This window comes from Marmoricola sp. URHA0025 HA25 (assembly GCF_054059435.1).
The window spans coordinates 3,149,376-3,165,469 of record NZ_JBSSCD010000001.1 but is presented as its reverse complement, the minus strand read 5'-3'; the positions used below and the strand labels follow the sequence as shown (position 1 = coordinate 3,165,469).

At 72.3% G+C, this 16,094-nt stretch carries 20 protein-coding genes; 14 read left to right on the top strand and 6 right to left on the bottom strand.

Features of this window, described 5'->3' with window-relative positions:
• Nucleotides 1-54: 54 nt before the first annotated feature.
• Genes ACVW00_RS15625 through ACVW00_RS15610 form a run of 4 tightly spaced genes read left to right on the top strand, consistent with a single transcriptional unit; the run spans nt 55 to nt 4,231 of the window.
• Complete coding sequence (locus ACVW00_RS15625) at nt 55-1,977, top strand: M3 family metallopeptidase (RefSeq protein ID WP_457111815.1); 1,923 nt, start codon at nt 55-57, stop codon at nt 1,975-1,977.
• The gene (nudC, locus tag ACVW00_RS15620; protein ID WP_457111814.1) at nt 1,962-2,897 is read left to right on the top strand and encodes an NAD(+) diphosphatase; all 936 of its coding nucleotides are present in this window, start codon (nt 1,962-1,964) and stop codon (nt 2,895-2,897) included. The genes ACVW00_RS15625 and nudC overlap by 16 nt, the downstream gene beginning before the upstream one ends.
• Nucleotides 2,894-3,292, top strand: coding sequence for a DUF5990 family protein (locus tag ACVW00_RS15615; RefSeq protein WP_457111813.1), 399 nt, complete (start codon nt 2,894-2,896; stop codon nt 3,290-3,292). The genes nudC and ACVW00_RS15615 overlap by 4 nt, the downstream gene beginning before the upstream one ends.
• A gap of 48 nt (nt 3,293-3,340) precedes the next feature.
• Entirely contained in the window at nt 3,341-4,231 is an 891-nt protein-coding gene (locus ACVW00_RS15610; protein ID WP_457111812.1) for a bifunctional helix-turn-helix transcriptional regulator/GNAT family N-acetyltransferase, read from the top strand.
• Nucleotides 4,232-4,251: 20 nt separating this feature from the next.
• Here ACVW00_RS15610 and ACVW00_RS15605 read toward each other — a convergent pair whose 3' ends face one another.
• A complete protein-coding gene (locus ACVW00_RS15605; protein WP_457111811.1) occupies nt 4,252-4,515 on the bottom strand; it encodes a mycoredoxin in 264 nt (87 codons plus the stop codon).
• Between the two features lie 66 nt (nt 4,516-4,581).
• Between ACVW00_RS15605 and ACVW00_RS15600 the strand changes: the two genes are divergently transcribed.
• The 5 genes from ACVW00_RS15600 (at nt 4,582) to ACVW00_RS15580 (ending at nt 7,907) form a co-directional block, all read left to right on the top strand.
• Nucleotides 4,582-6,687 (top strand): ATP-dependent DNA helicase UvrD2, encoded by a 2,106-nt coding sequence (locus ACVW00_RS15600; RefSeq protein ID WP_457111810.1) that lies wholly within the window; start codon nt 4,582-4,584, stop codon nt 6,685-6,687.
• Nucleotides 6,688-6,789: 102 nt separating this feature from the next.
• Entirely contained in the window at nt 6,790-6,990 is a 201-nt protein-coding gene (locus ACVW00_RS15595) for a hypothetical protein (protein WP_457111809.1), read from the top strand.
• Nucleotides 6,991-7,130: 140 nt separating this feature from the next.
• A complete protein-coding gene (locus ACVW00_RS15590) occupies nt 7,131-7,406 on the top strand; it encodes a WhiB family transcriptional regulator (protein ID WP_457111808.1) in 276 nt (91 codons plus the stop codon).
• A gap of 64 nt (nt 7,407-7,470) precedes the next feature.
• Nucleotides 7,471-7,635, top strand: a complete 165-nt coding sequence (locus ACVW00_RS15585; RefSeq protein WP_457111807.1) for a hypothetical protein — start codon at nt 7,471-7,473, stop codon at nt 7,633-7,635.
• A gap of 104 nt (nt 7,636-7,739) precedes the next feature.
• On the top strand, nt 7,740-7,907 hold the full coding sequence (locus ACVW00_RS15580; protein WP_457111806.1) for a hypothetical protein: 168 nt from the start codon (nt 7,740-7,742) through the stop codon (nt 7,905-7,907).
• Nucleotides 7,908-7,920: 13 nt separating this feature from the next.
• Here the strand turns inward: ACVW00_RS15580 and ACVW00_RS15575 are convergent, their stop codons facing one another.
• From ACVW00_RS15575 to ACVW00_RS15565, 3 genes are all read right to left on the bottom strand, one after another.
• A complete protein-coding gene (locus tag ACVW00_RS15575) occupies nt 7,921-9,252 on the bottom strand; it encodes an ABC1 kinase family protein (protein ID WP_457111805.1) in 1,332 nt (443 codons plus the stop codon).
• Nucleotides 9,249-10,121 carry a TOMM precursor leader peptide-binding protein gene (locus ACVW00_RS15570; RefSeq protein WP_457111804.1) on the bottom strand — a complete coding sequence of 291 codons (873 nt, stop codon included), beginning with the start codon at nt 10,119-10,121 and terminating at the stop codon, nt 9,249-9,251. The genes ACVW00_RS15575 and ACVW00_RS15570 overlap by 4 nt, the downstream gene beginning before the upstream one ends.
• A gap of 118 nt (nt 10,122-10,239) precedes the next feature.
• A complete protein-coding gene (locus tag ACVW00_RS15565) occupies nt 10,240-10,398 on the bottom strand; it encodes a DUF5679 domain-containing protein (RefSeq protein ID WP_183407015.1) in 159 nt (52 codons plus the stop codon).
• Between the two features lie 164 nt (nt 10,399-10,562).
• Here ACVW00_RS15565 and ACVW00_RS15560 point away from each other — a divergent pair, with 164 nt between their 5' ends.
• The 3 genes from ACVW00_RS15560 (at nt 10,563) to ACVW00_RS15550 (ending at nt 13,420) form a co-directional block, all read left to right on the top strand.
• Entirely contained in the window at nt 10,563-11,369 is an 807-nt protein-coding gene (locus ACVW00_RS15560; protein ID WP_457111803.1) for an enoyl-CoA hydratase/isomerase family protein, read from the top strand.
• A 396-nt stretch (nt 11,370-11,765) separates the two neighbouring features.
• The gene (locus ACVW00_RS15555) at nt 11,766-12,845 is read left to right on the top strand and encodes a PHP domain-containing protein (protein ID WP_457111802.1); all 1,080 of its coding nucleotides are present in this window, start codon (nt 11,766-11,768) and stop codon (nt 12,843-12,845) included.
• Between the two features lie 56 nt (nt 12,846-12,901).
• Nucleotides 12,902-13,420 (top strand): M48 metallopeptidase family protein, encoded by a 519-nt coding sequence (locus ACVW00_RS15550; protein WP_457111801.1) that lies wholly within the window; start codon nt 12,902-12,904, stop codon nt 13,418-13,420.
• Nucleotides 13,421-13,429: 9 nt separating this feature from the next.
• Here the strand turns inward: ACVW00_RS15550 and ACVW00_RS15545 are convergent, their stop codons facing one another.
• Together ACVW00_RS15545 and ACVW00_RS15540 are read right to left on the bottom strand one after the other, a co-directional pair.
• Nucleotides 13,430-13,987 carry an NUDIX hydrolase gene (locus tag ACVW00_RS15545; protein WP_457111800.1) on the bottom strand — a complete coding sequence of 186 codons (558 nt, stop codon included), beginning with the start codon at nt 13,985-13,987 and terminating at the stop codon, nt 13,430-13,432.
• A complete protein-coding gene (locus ACVW00_RS15540) occupies nt 13,984-15,330 on the bottom strand; it encodes a zinc-dependent metalloprotease (RefSeq protein WP_457111799.1) in 1,347 nt (448 codons plus the stop codon). The genes ACVW00_RS15545 and ACVW00_RS15540 overlap by 4 nt, the downstream gene beginning before the upstream one ends.
• 46 nt (nt 15,331-15,376) lie before the next feature.
• On the opposite strand from ACVW00_RS15540, the gene ACVW00_RS15535 reads away from it, so the two are divergent.
• Both ACVW00_RS15535 and ACVW00_RS15530 read left to right on the top strand, forming a co-directional pair.
• The gene (locus ACVW00_RS15535) at nt 15,377-15,820 is read left to right on the top strand and encodes a molybdenum cofactor biosynthesis protein MoaE (protein WP_457111798.1); all 444 of its coding nucleotides are present in this window, start codon (nt 15,377-15,379) and stop codon (nt 15,818-15,820) included.
• Between the two features lie 52 nt (nt 15,821-15,872).
• Entirely contained in the window at nt 15,873-16,091 is a 219-nt protein-coding gene (locus tag ACVW00_RS15530) for a hypothetical protein (RefSeq protein ID WP_457111797.1), read from the top strand.
• Nucleotides 16,092-16,094 lie beyond the last annotated feature (3 nt).

The following is a 16,094-nucleotide window of genomic DNA, read 5'->3' as shown; positions in this document are numbered from 1 at the left end:
GACGCGAAGATATCGGTGGGCAGCCGTCACCCCGGGGGAGCTAGCCTGCGAGCCATGACCGATCTCGAGCCGATCTCGTTGCCCTCGACGTCCGCGGGCTGGGCGGAGTGGCTGCAGGAGCGCGGCCGCGGCTCGCTGCGTACGGCGGCCGACCAGGTCGCGGCGCTGAAGGACGCAGAGCCCGGTGACACCGCGATCCTCCAGGTGTGGAACGACGCGGCGATCGCCCAGGCGAACGCGTTCGCGGTGACCGGCCTGATGTCCTCGGTCCACCCCGACCCGGACATCATCGAGCTGGCCGAAGCCATCGAGGTCGAGGCGCGTCGCTTCAGCAGCGACCTCCACCTCGACCGGGCCGTGTTCGAGCAGCTCTCCAGCGTCCGGACGGACCCGCTCGACGAAGGCGCCTGGCGGATGCTCACCGATGCGCTGAGGAGCTTCCGCCGCGCCGGGGTGGAGCTCGACGACCGGACCCGCGACCAGCTGCGCGGTCTCAACGAGCGCGAGACCGAGCTGGGGCAGGCCTTCACGCGCAACATCCGCGACGGCCGGCGTGAGGCGCTGGTGCCCCGTGAAGCTCTCGACGGGCTTCCCCCGGACTTCGTCGAGGCCCATCCGGTCGATGCCGAGGGCCGGGTGCAGATCACGACCGAGTACCCCGACGTCCATCCCTTCCTGACGCACAGCCGCGACGCCGACGCACGTCGCGCTGTGGCGATGGAGTACTTCAACCTCGCCTGGCCCGAGAACGACGGCGTCCTGCGTGACCTGCTCCGCCTCCGCGACGACAAGGCGCGACTGCTCGGCTATCCCAGCTGGCCCGACTTCGACGCCGAGGTCAAGATGATCGGCAGCGGCGCCGCGATCGAGAAGTTCGTCGACGGCATCGCAGCAGAGGCCCTGGACGCCGGCCGACGCGACCTCGCCGTGCTCGAGGCGCGGGGTGCGAAGGAGGGCATCGACCGCATCGACCTGTCCAGCTGGCGCTACTGCTTCGAGGCGGTCAAGCGCGAGCAGTACGGCGTCGACGGGCAGGAGGTGCGCCGCTACTTCGACTTCGCCAAGGTGCACCAGGGCCTGCTCGACGTGACCGGACGACTCTTCGGCCTCACCTACGAGCGGGTCGACGCACCGACCTGGCACGACGAGGTGACGACGTACGACGTGCACCTGGCCGGGCCCGACGGATCCCGCAGCCGCATCGGGCGCATCCACCTCGACCTGCACCCGCGCGACCGCAAGTACAACCACGCGGCCCAGTTCGACCTCGTCCCCGGCGTGCGCGACCGCCAGCTGCCCGAGGGCGTCCTGGTGTGCAACTTCAACCGTGGGCTGATGGAGCACCACGAGGTGGTGACGCTGTTCCACGAGTTCGGCCACCTGATGCACCACGTGCTCGCCGGCGGTCACGAGTGGGTGCGGTTCTCCGGCGTGGCCACCGAGTGGGACTTCGTCGAGGCACCGTCGCAGATGCTCGAGGAGTGGGCGTGGGACGCCGCCGTGCTGCAGCTGTTCGCACACGACGCCGACGGGCAGCCCATCCCCGCGGAGCTCGTGCAGCGGATGCGCGCCGCCGACGAGTTCGGCAAGGGCTTCCTGGCGCGCACCCAGATGTTCTACGCGGCGATGTCGTACAAGCTCCACATGGAGGTGCCCGAGGACATCACCAGGAGGATGTTCGAGCTCTACCCGGAGTACAGCCTGGTCGCGCCGCTCGAGGGCACCCACTTCCACTGCGGCTTCGGCCACCTGGAGGGCTACGGCTCCGGCTACTACACCTACATGTGGTCGCTGGTGATCGCGAAGGACCTCTTCAGCGCGTTCCGGAGCGACGACCTGCTCGCGACCGACGTCGCCCAGCGCTACCGCGACGCGGTCCTCGTCCCAGGCGGCTCCAAGGACGCCGCCGACCTGGTCGAGGACTTCCTCGGCCGGCCGTACAACACCGAGGCGTTCTCGGCATGGCTGAACAGGTGAGCGGCGACGCGGCCGAGGGCCAGCGGCCGATCGGCGGGCCCGTGCGCATCGCCCTGTCCCGGCACGCGCACGACCGGATCGCCGACCGGCGCGTCGACGAGGCCTGGTTCGCGGAGAAGTGGCGTGACGAGTCGACACGCGTCCTGGTGATCGCGGGCACGCGCTTCCAGGTCGTCGACGGCCGGGTGCCCTGGGTCTCGCCGGAGGAGGCGCCCGAGGGCCTCCCGGTCCTGCTCGGGGACCTCGACGGCGTCGTGCACTTCGCCGTGATCCTCGGAGCCGAGGCCGCAGGCGACGACTGGACCGGCCTGCGCGGCGTGGTGCAGCACGTCGGGGAGGAGGAGGCGGCGCTGGTCGTGCACGCGGTCGGCGTCGCGGAGTGGCTCTTCGCCACCCGGCACTGTCCGCGCTGCGGCGGCGCGCTCGAGCCTCGGCAGCTCGGGCACGTGCTGCACTGCACGGTCTGCGGGCGGGAGGAGTTCCCGCGCACCGACCCGGCCGTGATCATGGTGGTCGTCGACGGTGAAGCGCCGGACGACCGCTGCCTGCTCGGCCGGCACCCCGACTGGCCGCCCGGTCGCTACTCGACGCTCGCCGGGTTCGTCGAGCCGGGGGAGTCCATCGAGCAGGCGGTGCGCCGGGAGGTTCTCGAGGAGTCCGGCATCCGGGTCGGTGAGGTGAGCTACTTCGGCAGCCAGCCGTGGCCGCTGCCGCGCAGCCTGATGGTCGGCTGCATCGCCCTCGCGGAGTCCACGGAAGTCTCGGTCGACGGCGAGGAGATCGAGGACGCGCGCTGGTTCAGCCGCGCGCAGATGAAGGCGGAGGCCGAGGCCGGCACCCTGGTGCTGCCCGGCGGCATCTCGATCTCGCGGTCGCTGGTGGAGCACTGGTACGGCGGGCCGCTCCCGGGGCAGTGGTGAGACTGATCATCGAGGGGCACCACCTCCCGGGGCGCACCTGCGGGCAGTACGCCGACGTGCACGTCGGCGTCCAGGTCGGTCGGCTGCCGACGGAGGTGGTGCCGGCCGACGCAGACCGGGTCCGCTGGGACCTCGAGATCGAGGTCTCCGACCGCGACGGCCTGCCGGACTTCCGGGGGCCGGCGGTCCAGGGCCGGCGGGGCGAGCGCTTCGTGTACCTCACCTGGGGAGAGGGCTCGGGCGACGACTTCGCGATGTTCCGGCGCGCCAAGCTGATGCTGGCCGACATTCCGCAGCCGTACGCCGAGCAGGTCACCGCCCGGATCCACCTGACCGACGAGTGCGGCCACGCCCGCTGCGCCCGGCTCGGGCCGCCTGCCCTCAGCTGGGCCTGATCGCCGCGGCACTGGTGCCCGAGGTCGTTCTCTGACTAGAGTCAGAGAATGGAGCACTCCGGCGGGAGCCACACCGCGACTCTCCGCCGGTTCAACCGCACCTACACCCAGCGGGTCGGGGCCCTCGACGACTCCTACCTCGGGCTGGGCTGGCCGCTCGGCGCCTCGCGGCTGATCTTCGAGATCGGGGAGGCGGGGACCACCGCCCGCGAGCTGCGCGAGCGGCTCGACCTCGACTCCGGCTACCTCAGCCGGCTGCTCCGCCGTCTCACCCGCGCCGGCGTCGTCGAGGTCGGGCCCGATCCCGCCGACCGGCGCCGCCGGCTCGTCGCGCTGACGCCCGCGGGCCGGACGGTACGCCGAGACCTCGACCGTCGCTCCGAGGAGCGCGCCGCCGCGCTGATCGCCCCGCTCAGCGACCGCCTTCGCGCCCGACTCTCCGATGCGCTGGAGACGGCGGACCTGCTGGTCCGCGCGGCGACGGTGCACCTGCGCACGGTCAGCCCCACCGACCGCGCGGCCCTGCAGGCGGTCGGCCGCTACTTCGCCGAGCTGGACCAGCGGTTCCCCGGTGGGTTCGACCGCGGCGACGCGAGCGCGAGCGACACCGCGGCGATGACACCTCCTGCCGGAGTGTTCGTGGTCGCGACCAGCGACGGCGAGGCGGTCGCGTGCGGCGGCGTGCAGCAGATCGCGCCGCACGTCGGCGAGGTCAAGCGGATGTGGGTGCACGCCGACTGGCGAGGTGCCGGGCTCGGGTCGAGGATGCTCGGCCACCTCGAGGACCGGGCGCGGGAGCTCGGCCACCGGCAGGTCAACCTGGACACCAACAGCACGCTGGTCGAGGCGATCGCGATGTACCAGCGCGCCGGCTACCGGCCGGTCGAGCGCTACAACGACAACCCGTACGCCGAGGCGTTCTTCGCCAAGGAGCTCTAGACGACCGGGTCCAGGGCGCCTCAGGCAGCCAGGTCGGCGAGCTTCGCCTTCACCTGCGCGAGGGAGGGGTTGGTCTGCGCGGTGCCGTCGGGGAAGAGCAGGGTCGGGACCGTCTGGTTGCCGCCGTTCACCGACATCACCAGCTCCGCAGCGGCGGGCTCACGCTCGATGTCGACGACGTCGTACACGATGCCCTCACGGTCCAGCTGGCTCTTCAGCCGGTGGCAGTAGCCACACCACGGGGTCGAGTACATCGTGAACTGCACGGACTGCTGGCCGGACATCGGGATTGTCGCTCCTCGCAACTAGGCTTCGTGAAGTCCAACCGACACGTGGGGGGAATCATTCCGATGGGTGCCGCCATCAGCTCCGGCCGTCTGCTCGAGGCGCTCGATCCCGAGCAGCGCCAGGTGGCGGAGGCGTTGCGCGGACCGGTGCGGGTGCTGGCCGGCGCCGGCACCGGCAAGACCCGGGCGATCACCCACCGGATCGCGTACGGCGTGGCCACCGGCACCTACAACCCCGCCGAGGTGCTCGCAGTCACCTTCACCACGCGGGCTGCCGGCGAGATGCGGGGCCGGCTCCGGACGCTCGGCGCCCCCGGGGTGCAGGCGCGCACGTTCCACTCCGCCGCGCTGCGCCAGCTGCGCTGGTTCTGGCCGAAGGTCTACGGCGGCGAGCCGCCGCAGCTGATCGAGTCGAAGATCCCCGTGGTCGCCGGCGCTGCCCGGCGCAACCGCATCCAGGTCGACCAGGGCACGCTGCGCGACCTCGCCAGCGAGATCGAGTGGGCCAAGGTCAGCAACGTCCGCCCCGACGACTACGAGCGGGTCGCCCCGTCGCGCCACCGCGAGGTGAGCGGCCTCGACGCGGCCTCGGTGGCCCACGTCTTCGGCACCTACGAGGAGCTCAAGCGCGAGCAGGGCCGGATGGACATGGAGGACGTCCTCCTCATCGCGGCGGCGCTGATCTCGGAGGATGACCGGGTGGCCTCCTCGGTGCGCCAGCAGTACAAGTGGTTCGTCGTCGACGAGTACCAGGACGTCAGCCCGATCCAGGCGACCCTCCTCGACCTCTGGCTGGGTGGTCGCGACGAGATCTGCGTGGTCGGTGACCCCGCGCAGACCATCTACTCGTTCGCCGGTGCGCGTGCGGCGTACCTCCACGAGTTCACCCGCACGCATCCGGGAGCCACCACCGTCGAGCTGGTCCGCAACTACCGCTCGACACCGCAGGTGATCGAGGCGGCCAACCACCTGCTCAAGGGCCGCACGGCCACGGCGGCCTCCGGTGCGGTCACGCTGCGTGCCCAGCAGCCCGCCGGCGACCCGGTCGCCTGGCGCGAGCTCCCCGACGAGGTCGCCGAGGCGGAGGCCGTCGCGGACGACATCGTCGCGCTGCAGCGCGCGGGCGTGCCGCTGCGCGACATGGCGGTGCTGTTCCGCATCAACGCCCAGTCCGAGAGCTTCGAGGAGGCGCTGGCGGCGCACGCGATCCCCTACGTCATGCGCGGCGCCGCACGGTTCTTCGAGCGGCCCGAGGTCCGGCAGGCACTCGCGCTCCTCAGGGCGAGCCTCCGGGCCGGTGAGGCCGCTCGTGACGACCTGGTCAACCAGGTCAGGGCCGTCCTCGCCGGCATGGGCTGGTCGTCCGAGGCGCCCGCCTCGCGAGGGCAGGCGCGCGACCGGTGGGAGTCGCTGGCGGCGCTGGTCTCCCAGGCCGAGGAGTACGCCGCCGCCGACCTCGCTCCGACGCTCGAGGGCTTCGTCGCCGAGCTCGACCGGCGTGCGCACGAGCAGCACGCGCCGGTCGCGGAGGGGGTGACGCTCGCGACGCTGCACGCAGCGAAGGGGCTCGAGTGGGACGCCGTCTTCCTGGCAGGACTGCAGGACGGCTCCATGCCGATCACCTACGCGGTCACCGCGGAGGCGATCGAGGAGGAGCGTCGGCTGCTCTACGTCGGTGTGACCCGCGCCCGCAAGCACCTCACCTTGTCGTGGTCGCTGGCCCGCAACCCCGGTGGGCAGGCGCGCCGCAAGCCGTCGCGCTTCCTCGCCGGGATGCGCCCGGAGTCGGTCACCGACCGGCCGGCGGCCCCGACCGGCGCCAAGCCGGGTCGCCGCGCGAAGGCCTCGATCTGCCGCCTGTGCCGGCGGCCGCTGGCCTCCGCGAAGGAGCGCAACCGCGGCTACTGCTCGGACTGCCCGCTGCCCTACGACGAGACGCTGTTCGAGTCGCTCAAGCAGTGGCGCCGGCAGCGCGCGGAGGCCGAGAGCGTCCCGGCGTTCGTGGTGTTCTCCGACGCGACCCTCGAAGCGCTTGCCGAGGTGCGCCCCGGTGACCGCACGGCATTGATGCGGATCAACGGGATCGGCGCCACCAAGCTCGAGCGGTACGCCGACGACGTGCTCGCCGTGCTGGCCGGACAACCCTCCGGGGACCCGCCGGCAAAATGATTTGCGCGCCCGCGAGGGCGGGCGTAGTTTACGGACCACGCCAAACGCGCAGACGGCTCTGACACGGCCGGCGCCCGATGCCTCGGAGGAGGTGCACGACACATGAAGAACAACGCCTACTGGCTCAACGAGACCGTGGTGCGGTCGACGCTCGTCGTGCCCACCCACGGTTTTGGCATGGGTGACGTCTGCCCGCAGGCCGCCGGCTTCTCCGCCGCCACGCCGATGCGCAAGCGCCAGCTCGATGCCATCACGGCCACCCCGGTTGCGACCCGCACGCCTTGGAGTCCACCAGTCACATGAGTCCCACTCATCGACCGGCACCTCCAAGGCCGCGGAACCCGAACCAAGGGATCCGCGGCCTTCTTGTTTCTCAAGACCGCCGCGGAGCTCCGAGACACAGATTTCCCGAAGCGATCGACATCAGGAGAAGGAGGTGACAGATGAGTACGAGCGTTCTGGACTCCAGAGGAGTCGACGAGGAGCAGCTGCCGTGTCGCGCGAACGACGCTGAGCTGTTCTTCGCCGAGTCACCCAGCGACGTGGAGCTCGCGAAGACTCTCTGCCAGGGCTGCCCCGTGCGGGCCGAGTGCCTGGCAGGAGCCCTCGAGCGACGCGAACCGTGGGGCGTCTGGGGTGGAGAGCTCTTCCTCCAGGGAGTAGTGATCCCCCGCAAGAGGCCACGCGGCCGGCCGCGCAAGAACCCCGTGGCGGCCTGAGCCCCACCGAGCACCGAAGGACCACCGACAAGCCATGACCACCCACTTTGATCGGAGCAAGAAGATGAGTTTCCTCGCAGAGGACCTGGCCCGGGCGCATATGCGCTCGCGCCTCGAGCAGGCGCGGATGGCACAGCGCGGGCACCAGCTCGCCGCCGCTCGGCGCCTCTCCCGCAAGGCGGAGCGCGCCGCAGCCCAGGCGCGCCTCGCCCTCGCCCGCGTCATCTGAGCAGAAGCGCACCACCTGACTTCTCGTCGATCGCGGGAAGGAACCGCCGCCCGACCTCCCGGTCGGGCGGCGGTTTCGCGTTCGCGCTGTCGTACGGTGGCCCCATGGCGACGGTCGCGTGCGCGTTCTGCGGCAAGCAGGCCGACGAGGAACCGCCCCCGCTGACCTGGACGTCGGCGGTCGAGCTGGGCCGGACGAAGTGGTTCTGCGACACCTGCTCGCGCGAGCACCTGCGCGCCATGGAGTCCAAGCTCGACTCCGAGTGGTGGTGAGGGACCGGGGCGCTCAGGCGCCGAGGTCGAACCCGGGGAGCGACTCCTGGAGGATCTCCCGGAACGGGATCGTCGCCCCGAGCTGGCTGAGCACGCCCACACCCCCCACCCAGGTGCGGTGGATGAGCAGGTACGCCGGCGGCAGGTTGAGCCGCAGCATCACCGGGTAGGCGTCGCCGCGCGGGTCGTTGACCCGCTTGAACTGCTCCTGCATCCAGGCCCGGGAGAACGTGAACGACTCGACCTTCGCCGGCTCCACGAACGGCGAGAGGTAGCTCCGGAGCCGGTCGGCGTCGATGGTGACGTTGTCCTTGATGAACCCTTCGGCGCGCAGCTCGCCGATCAGCTGCTCGTAGTCGTCGAGGCAGGCGATCCGGATGAGCGTGCCGAGGGTGTGCGGCAGGCCGCGCCCGGGCAGCCGCGCGACCGCGCCGTAGTCGAGCACGCCGAGCCGGCCCGGCGCCCCGTCGGGCGTGGGCAGCAACCGGAAGTTCCCGGGGTGCGGGTCGGCGTGCAGCATCCCGGTGCGGGCGGGCGCGCCGAAGAGGAACCGCACGTACGCCTCGCCGTAGTGGTCGCGCTCGGCCTCGGTGCCCTCGCGGATGACGTGTGCGAGCGAGGCCGGGCTGTCGAGCCACTCGCTGACCAGCACCTGCTCGGTGCCGGCCAGCACGCCCGGGACCGCGATGTCGGGATCGTCGGCGTACTCCGCGGCGAAGACCCGCTGGGCCTCGGCCTCCAGGTGGTAGTCGAGCTCCTCCTCCACCCGGGCCTGCAGCTCGGCGACCAGCGGCTTGACGTCGATGCCGGGGAAGGCGGGGCCGAGGCCCCGCGCCACCCGCGCGAGCTGGCGCAGGTCGTTGCGCAGCGCGTCGCCGGCGCCGGGGTACTGCACCTTGACCGCGGCGTCGTGACCGTCCCAGCGTGCCCGATGGACCTGCCCGATGGACGCGGCCGCCGCCGGCACCGGATCGAGATCGGTGAGGTGGTCTGCGTAGTCGTCGCCGAGCTCGCGGGCGAGGATCTCGCGCACGGTGATCGTCGGCATCGGCGGCGCGGCGTCCTGCAGCCGGGTCAGGTGCTCGCGGTACGGCGCCGCCACGTCGTCGGGCAGGGCCGCCTCGAAGACCGACATCGCCTGGCCGACCTTCATCGCGCCGCCCTTGAGCTCACCGAGCGTGCGGAAGAGCTGCTCCGCGGTGCGCTGCTGCAGCTCGCTGAGGACGGCCTCGGCCGGCGCGCCCCCGAGCCGCTTGCCGAGGCCCAGGGCGCTGCGGCCGGCGTACCCGAGGGGCAGCGCGGCCAGCCGCGCCGTCCGGGTGACGGCGTTGCGCGGAGTGCTCACATGGCCATTGTGCGGGACGAGTGTTCGATCGGCAGCCAGCAGCACCCGCATCCGGGGTGTCGCCGCCACTCTGCCTGGGTCACCGACGACAGCGTGGCGGACAGCTCGAGGGTGGTCGACCACGTCGACGGGCGCTCGCCCTCGGCGAGGGAGACCAGGTCGCGCACGGCCCAGGCGAGCGCAAGCGTGGCCAGTGCGGTGTCGACGGGCTCGGCCACGCCGTCGCGGCGGTCGTCGCGGGCGCGCGCGTGGCCGGCAGCCAGTACGGCGGCCCGCGGGTCGTCCTCGGCCCGATGAGCGTCCAGGCAACGCAGGCAGGCGGTCAGGCCCGGCTCGACGAAGGGACCGACGACCGCCTCGCCCTCGACCATCCGGACGGCGAGGTGGGCAACCCCGGCGCGAACCCACCGGTCGACCCGGTCGCGGTCGAGCTCACCGACGGAGAGGACCAGCACGGCAGTGGGCTCCGGATCGGGAGCGTCCACGACCCGGAGCCCGGCGGCCCTCAGCAGGGGCAGGGGGTCGACGTCGCCGAGGGCGCCCTGCACCAGGACGGTCGCCCGCTGCCGGGCGGCGAGCCGGTCGCGGTAGCCGGCGGGATCCCGCAGCGCCGCCGCGGCGACGTCGCCGTCGGCGATGCCGGGCGCGACCAGACCGGTGGCGTCGACCAGCACGGGTGCGAGCGCTCCGAGGACCTCACGGGTCCCGGCGTCCTCGGGCGGCACCTCTCCACGGACGAGGTGGCCGAGCGTGCGGCGTACCGGCTCGGTGTCGGGCAGGAGCACACGCCGCTGTGCCGCCAGGCCCACCTGCAGGAGGGACCGGGAGCGACGCACCACTCGTAACCCGGGCGCCAGCACCAGTCGCATGCCGTCCGACGCTAGGCGACCGGGAGCACGCGCGCGAACCGTCCTCCACAGCCTGCGGACGTGCGCAACGGCGGACCCACCGAAGTGGGTCCGCCGTTGCGTGGTTGGTCGGTGGGGGTCAGGCCCGGCCGAGGATGCGGTTCAGCTTCGTGCCGCACACGGGGCAGGTGGCCTTCGCCATCTTCGTGCCCTTGTCGTTGACCTCGATGTGGCCCTCGGCCTCACGCTTTTCCTTGCACTTCACGCAGTAGAACTCGCCGCTCCAGCTCTCCGCCATGACGGCCTCCTTGATCGATGTTGCTCTGGTCGTCGCGGCGGGAGTCTGGGGGAAGACCCGCCGGGGTCCGGCTCGGACCAATTCGACCCTAGACCACACGCCCACGCATTCCGTGCACCGGGACCCCCGTTCGGAGCGTGTCCTTTTCGGGCTACTCTCCGCTCATGGCGCCCGAATCAGAGCCCGTGACCCACCTCCGGCTCGAGCGTCCGAGCCCCGGCGTGGCCCGCCTGGTGCTCGACAACCCGGCCCAGCGCAACGCGATGTCGGAGGAGATGACCCGTTCCTGGGTCAGCGCGATCGAGCAGCTGGCCGTCGACCGCGATCTCCGTGTGGTGGTGGTCACCGGCGCCGGCAGCGCGTTCTGCTCCGGCGGCGACCCGCGCTGGATCGCGGGGGAGCCGGATGCCCCCGTCGACCGGCTGCGCACGCGCATGATCGCCTTCTACCGCGCCTGGCTAACCATCCGCGCCCTCGAGGTGCCCACGATCGCCGCGCTGAACGGCCCTGCCGTCGGCGCGGGTCTGTGCCTCGCACTGGCCTGTGACCTCCGGTACGCCGCCGCGAGCGCCCGGCTCAGCGTGCCGTTCGTGCGCCTGGGCATGAACCCCGGCATGGCGGCGACCCACCTGCTGCCCGACGTCGTCGGCGCGGCGACCGCCCGGGAGCTGCTGCTCACCGGGCGCCGGGTGGACGCCGAGGAGGCGCTCCGCATCGGGCTGGTGAGCCGGGTGTTCGAGGACGCCGACTTCGCCACGGAGGTCCAGGCGATCGCCGAGGGGATCGCCGCGACCGCGCCGATCGCCAGCCGGTACACGACCGTGGCGCTGCGCGGAGGCGGCCACCGCGACCTGGAGTCCGCCATCCAGTGGGAGGCGCTGGCACAGCCGATCACGCTGGCCACCGAGGACCTCCAGGAAGGCGTCCGGGCGGCGAAGGAGAAGCGGCCGCCCCAGTTCCGCGGCGTCTGAAAGGGTCTCGACCCGCCGATGCGGGTTCGCACGCTCACCCGCAGGCTCGCTCGACCTCTTCGCGTCGAGACGCCGCTCGTCCCTCGCGGCCTCTCGGCTCAGACAAGAGACCCCCGACGGCCGCCGCTGGGTGCTTGCCTTCCCCTTGCGAGCACTTCCCGGCGAACATCGGGGGCCTGATCCGTGGGACCCGTCTGCGGGTCGATCGGCGTCGTTTCTGCGTCTCTTTCTGGGCGCCACGCTAGGCGAGGCCCCCGGCACGGTCAATCCGGCGTACAGGTGCTGGCTGGACCGCTTCTCCACGACCTGTGGATAACCCTGTGGACAACGTGTGGACAGGCCGTCCGGCGCTGTGGATCACGCGGCAGCTGGGCCGAAGTGGGGAGAATCGCTGCCATGGCATCCCCGACCGCAGCCCCGTACGACGAGGGCCCGGTCGCGGCCCTGCGCCGGATCGCGTTCCTGCTCGAGCGCAGCCGGGCCGAGACCTACAAGGTCAAGGCCTTCCGCGCGGCCGCGGCGACCATCCTCCCGCTGGGCGCCGACGAGGTCGCCACCCGCGTGCGCGAGGGCACGCTGCGCGAGCTCGGCGGGATCGGGGCCTCGACCGCCGAGGTGATCGAGGCCGCGGTCGCGGGCCGTACGCCGGACCGGCTGGCGCGCCTCGAGCAGGAGTTCGGCGGCACGCTCGTCGACGGCGGCGACGGCATCCGGTCGGCGCTGCGCGGCGACCTGCACTCGCACAGCGACTGGTCCGACGGTGGCTCACCCATCGAGGAGATGGCGTTCACCGCGATGGAGCTCGGCCACGAGTACCTGGTGCTCACCGACCACTCGCCCCGCCTCAAGGTGGCCAACGGGCTGTCGATCGCGCGGCTCACCCAGCAGCTGGAGGTCGTCGACGCGATCAACAGCCACCTGGTTTCGACAGGCTCAACCACCGGCAGCGGGTTCCAGGTGCTCAAGGGCATCGAGGTCGACATCCTCGACGACGGCTCGCTGGACCAGACCGACGAGATGCTCGCCCGGCTCGACGTGCGAGTGGCCTCGGTGCACTCGAAGCTCGCGATGGAGCCCGACGCGATGACGCGGAGGATGACCACCGCCGTCGCCAACCCGTACACCAACGTCCTGGGCCACTGCACCGGCCGGCTGGTCACCGGCAACCGCGGCGTGCGGGCACAGTCGCAGTTCGACGCGCGCGCCGTCTTCGAGGCGTGTGCGGCTCACGGCGTCGCGGTCGAGATCAACGCGCGCCCCGAGCGCAGGGACCCGCCGACGAAGCTGCTCCAGCTGGCCATCGACATCGGCTGCCTGTTCTCGATCGACTCCGACGCGCACGCGCCGGGACAGCTGGACTTCCAGGTCTACGGCTGCGCACGTGCCGAGGAGCTGGGGCTCGATCCGGAGCGGATCGTCAACACGTGGCCGGCCGACCGGCTCCTCGCCTGGGCCGGGGCCGCTGACGCCGGCTGACGTGCAACTGCTGTGTCTGCACGCTTTTTGGGGGCGCACGGGGGTAATTTCTGGCCATGAACCGGCCAGAGGTGGAGGTGCGGCGCTCGCACCGGCGCACGCGCACCGTGTCGGCGTACCGCAAGGACGGCAAGGTCATCGTGATGATTCCCGCCCGGTTCACCCGGGCCGAGGAGTCCGAGTGGGTCGACACCATGCTGGTCAAGCTCGCGCGCAACGACCAGCGTGGCCGGCGCACCGACGAGCAGCTGATGCGGCGTGCGCGGGAGCTGAGCCGCGAGTACCTTCACGGCCGGGCGGTCCCGGCCTCCGTGCGCTGGGTCTCCAACATGACCACGCGCTGGGGTTCGTGCACCACGGGTGAGGGCACGATCCGGCTCTCCGACCGGCTGCGCACGATGCCCACCTGGGTGATCGACTACGTGCTCCTCCACGAGCTGGCCCACCTGATCGAGCCCAACCACGACGCCCGCTTCTGGGGCTGGGTCGACCAGTTCCCGAGGTCCGAGCGCGCGAAGGGCTACCTCGAGGGGATCGCGGCGGCCGCCAACCTCGAGCTCGAGGCCTGCGACTGAGCGGTTTCGTCAGGCGCGACCACCGGGGCGCACGCGGGCGCGGGCCAGCCGGATCAGGTCGAGCATGTCGGGCTCGTCGGTGGGGACGTCGTCGACGGGGAACCACTGCAGGTCGAGCGACTCGTCGCTGACCACCGGCTCGGTGGTCTCGCCGAGCCGCGCCAGGAACCGTACGTCGAAGTGGCGGACGGTCCCGCGGGGGTCGCAGAAGCCGACCTCGTGGAGCGACAGGTGGACCGGATCGGGGTCGACGGTCAGGTCGGGCAGCCCGGACTCCTCGGTGCCCTCGCGCAGGGCCGCGTCGGCGAGCGTGGCGTCCTCGGGCTCGAGGTGCCCGCCGAACGCGAACCAGCGGCGCGCCTTGCGGTGCAGGTTCAGCAGCACCTGGCTGCCGTCGTGGGAGAGCACCAGCGCGCCCGCGGTGAGGTGGTCGGGGAAGCACGCCTTGGCGCACCCGTCCGCGCGGGCGCGCAGGTGTGCGACGTACTCGGCACGGCGCGCCTCTTGTGCGGCGTCGGGCGCCGACCAGCCCTCGAGGACGGCGAGCGCGTCGGAGTGCAGGGTCACGACTCCGCGGAGTCGTCGTCGCCGGACTTGTCGCGCGTCTCCTCGTCGATGAGTGCGGCGATCGCCTCGTCGAACGCCGAGTCGGCGAGCTCCTCAGGGCTCGGCAGGTCCTCGCGGAAGCCCAAGGGGTCGTCGAGGTCGCTCGGCGTGGGGAGCAGGTCGGGGTGTGCCCACACCGCGTCGCGAGCCTCGTGGCCCTGACGGGAGCGGAGCGAGCCCCACAGCGCGGCGGCGTCGCGGAGCCGGCGGGGGCGCAGCTCGAGGCCGACGAGCGCGGCGAAGGTCTCCTCCGCGGGCCCGCCTGCGGCACGCCGCCGGCGGATCGCCTCCTGAAGCTTGGCAGCGGCAGGCATCCGCTCGACGGTGGCCTGGCCGACGACCTCGTCGACCCACCCTTCGACGAGCGCCAGGGTGGTCTCGAGCCGGACGAGCGCGGCTTCCTGCGCGGGGGTCTTCTTCGGCTCGAACAGGCCGCCGTTGATGGCGTCCTGGATGGCCGCAGGGTTGGTCGGGTCGAGCTGGCCGAGCGACTCCTCGATGCCGGAGACGTCGATGGTGACGCCACGCCCGAAGTCCTCGACCGCGGAGATGAGGTGCTCGCGCAGCCACGGGACATGGGTGAACAGCCGCTGGTGCGCTGCCTCGCGGAGCGCGAGGTAGAGCAGCACGTCGTCCTCGGTCACGTCCAGGCCGTCGGCGAAGGCAGCGATGTTGTGCGGCAGCAGTGCAGCCTTGCCGGCCGGGCCGAGCGGGAGGCCGATGTCGGAGGCGGTCAGCACCTCGCCGGCGAGCCCGCCGAGCGCCTGGCCGACCTGCTGGCCGAACATGGCGCCGCCGGCCTTGCCGATCATCCCGATCAGGGGCCCGGCCATCGTGCGGGCCTCCTCGGGGATCGCGTTGCCCATGGCGCCGACGACGTGCTCGGCGACCGGCTCGACGAGCACGCGCCAGACGTCGGTGGTCTCCTGGATCCAGTCCGCACGACTCCACGCGGCGGTGGTGGTGACGCCGGACGGCAGCGCGGTGGTGTCGTCGAGCCAGTGGTCGGCGAGGCGGAACGCGTCCGCGACGCGTGTCTGCGCGGCCCGGTCGGGGCTGGGGTCCGGCTCCTGGGCCGACGTGCGCCGCGCGATGTCGGTGGCCAGCTGCCAGTTCACCGGGCCGTCGTACGGCGCCATCAGGGACTGCATCTGCCCCATCAGCGCGCTGAGGTCGAGGCCGCCGAGGTCCGGCACGGCGCCGGTCCCGAACGCGCCGAAGATCTGCTCGAACGGCGTGCCCTTGAACGGGTTGTCGTCCCCGCGGTCGGGGGTCTCGTCGGGGTCGCCGGGGCCGGTGCTCATGCACCAAAGTTAGCGGGCGGGACCATACGGACCCTAGGCTCTCCGTGTGACCTCCGCTCCTCCTCTCCACGCCGCGGTGACGCTCGTCGCAGTGCGCGACCAGCCCCTCGAGGTGGGCGAGGTGACGGCAGCCGTCTCCGACCCCGCCGCCGGAGGCCTCGCGGTGTTCGTCGGCACCGTCCGCGACCACGACGGCGGGCAGGGCGTGTCGCGACTCGAGTACACCGCTCACCCGTCTGCCGAGCAGCGCCTCGCCGAGGTCGCTGCCGAGGTGGCCGCCGAGTTCGACGTCGTCGCCGTTGCCGCCGTGCACCGGGTCGGCGTGCTCGGCATCGGAGACCTCGCGGTGGTGTCCGCGGTGTCCGCCGCGCACCGCGGCACGGCGTTCGAGGCGTCGCGTGCGCTGATCGACCGGCTCAAGGAGCGGGTGCCGATCTGGAAGCACCAGCAGTTCGCCGACGGCACCGAGGAGTGGGTCAACACGCCGTGACCGCGCGGCGTGTCCGGCGATCGTGCTCCCGGGCGCCGGGCATCATGGGCGGGTGGAGATCCTGCTCTGGCTGCTGCCCGCCGTCGTCACGACGTGCGCGGCCATGGCCTGGGTCGGCTGGGTCGGCCGCGAGCGGCCCGAGCGTGAGCGCTCCGACGCCGAGCTCGAGCGGCTGGCCCGCGCGGTGATGCGGCCGATCCCCGACGAGCACCGCCGGCCCCGGCAGCGTGAGCGCAGCACCGGGGTCGCCCAGCGTCGCCGCTCGGCGTAGCCG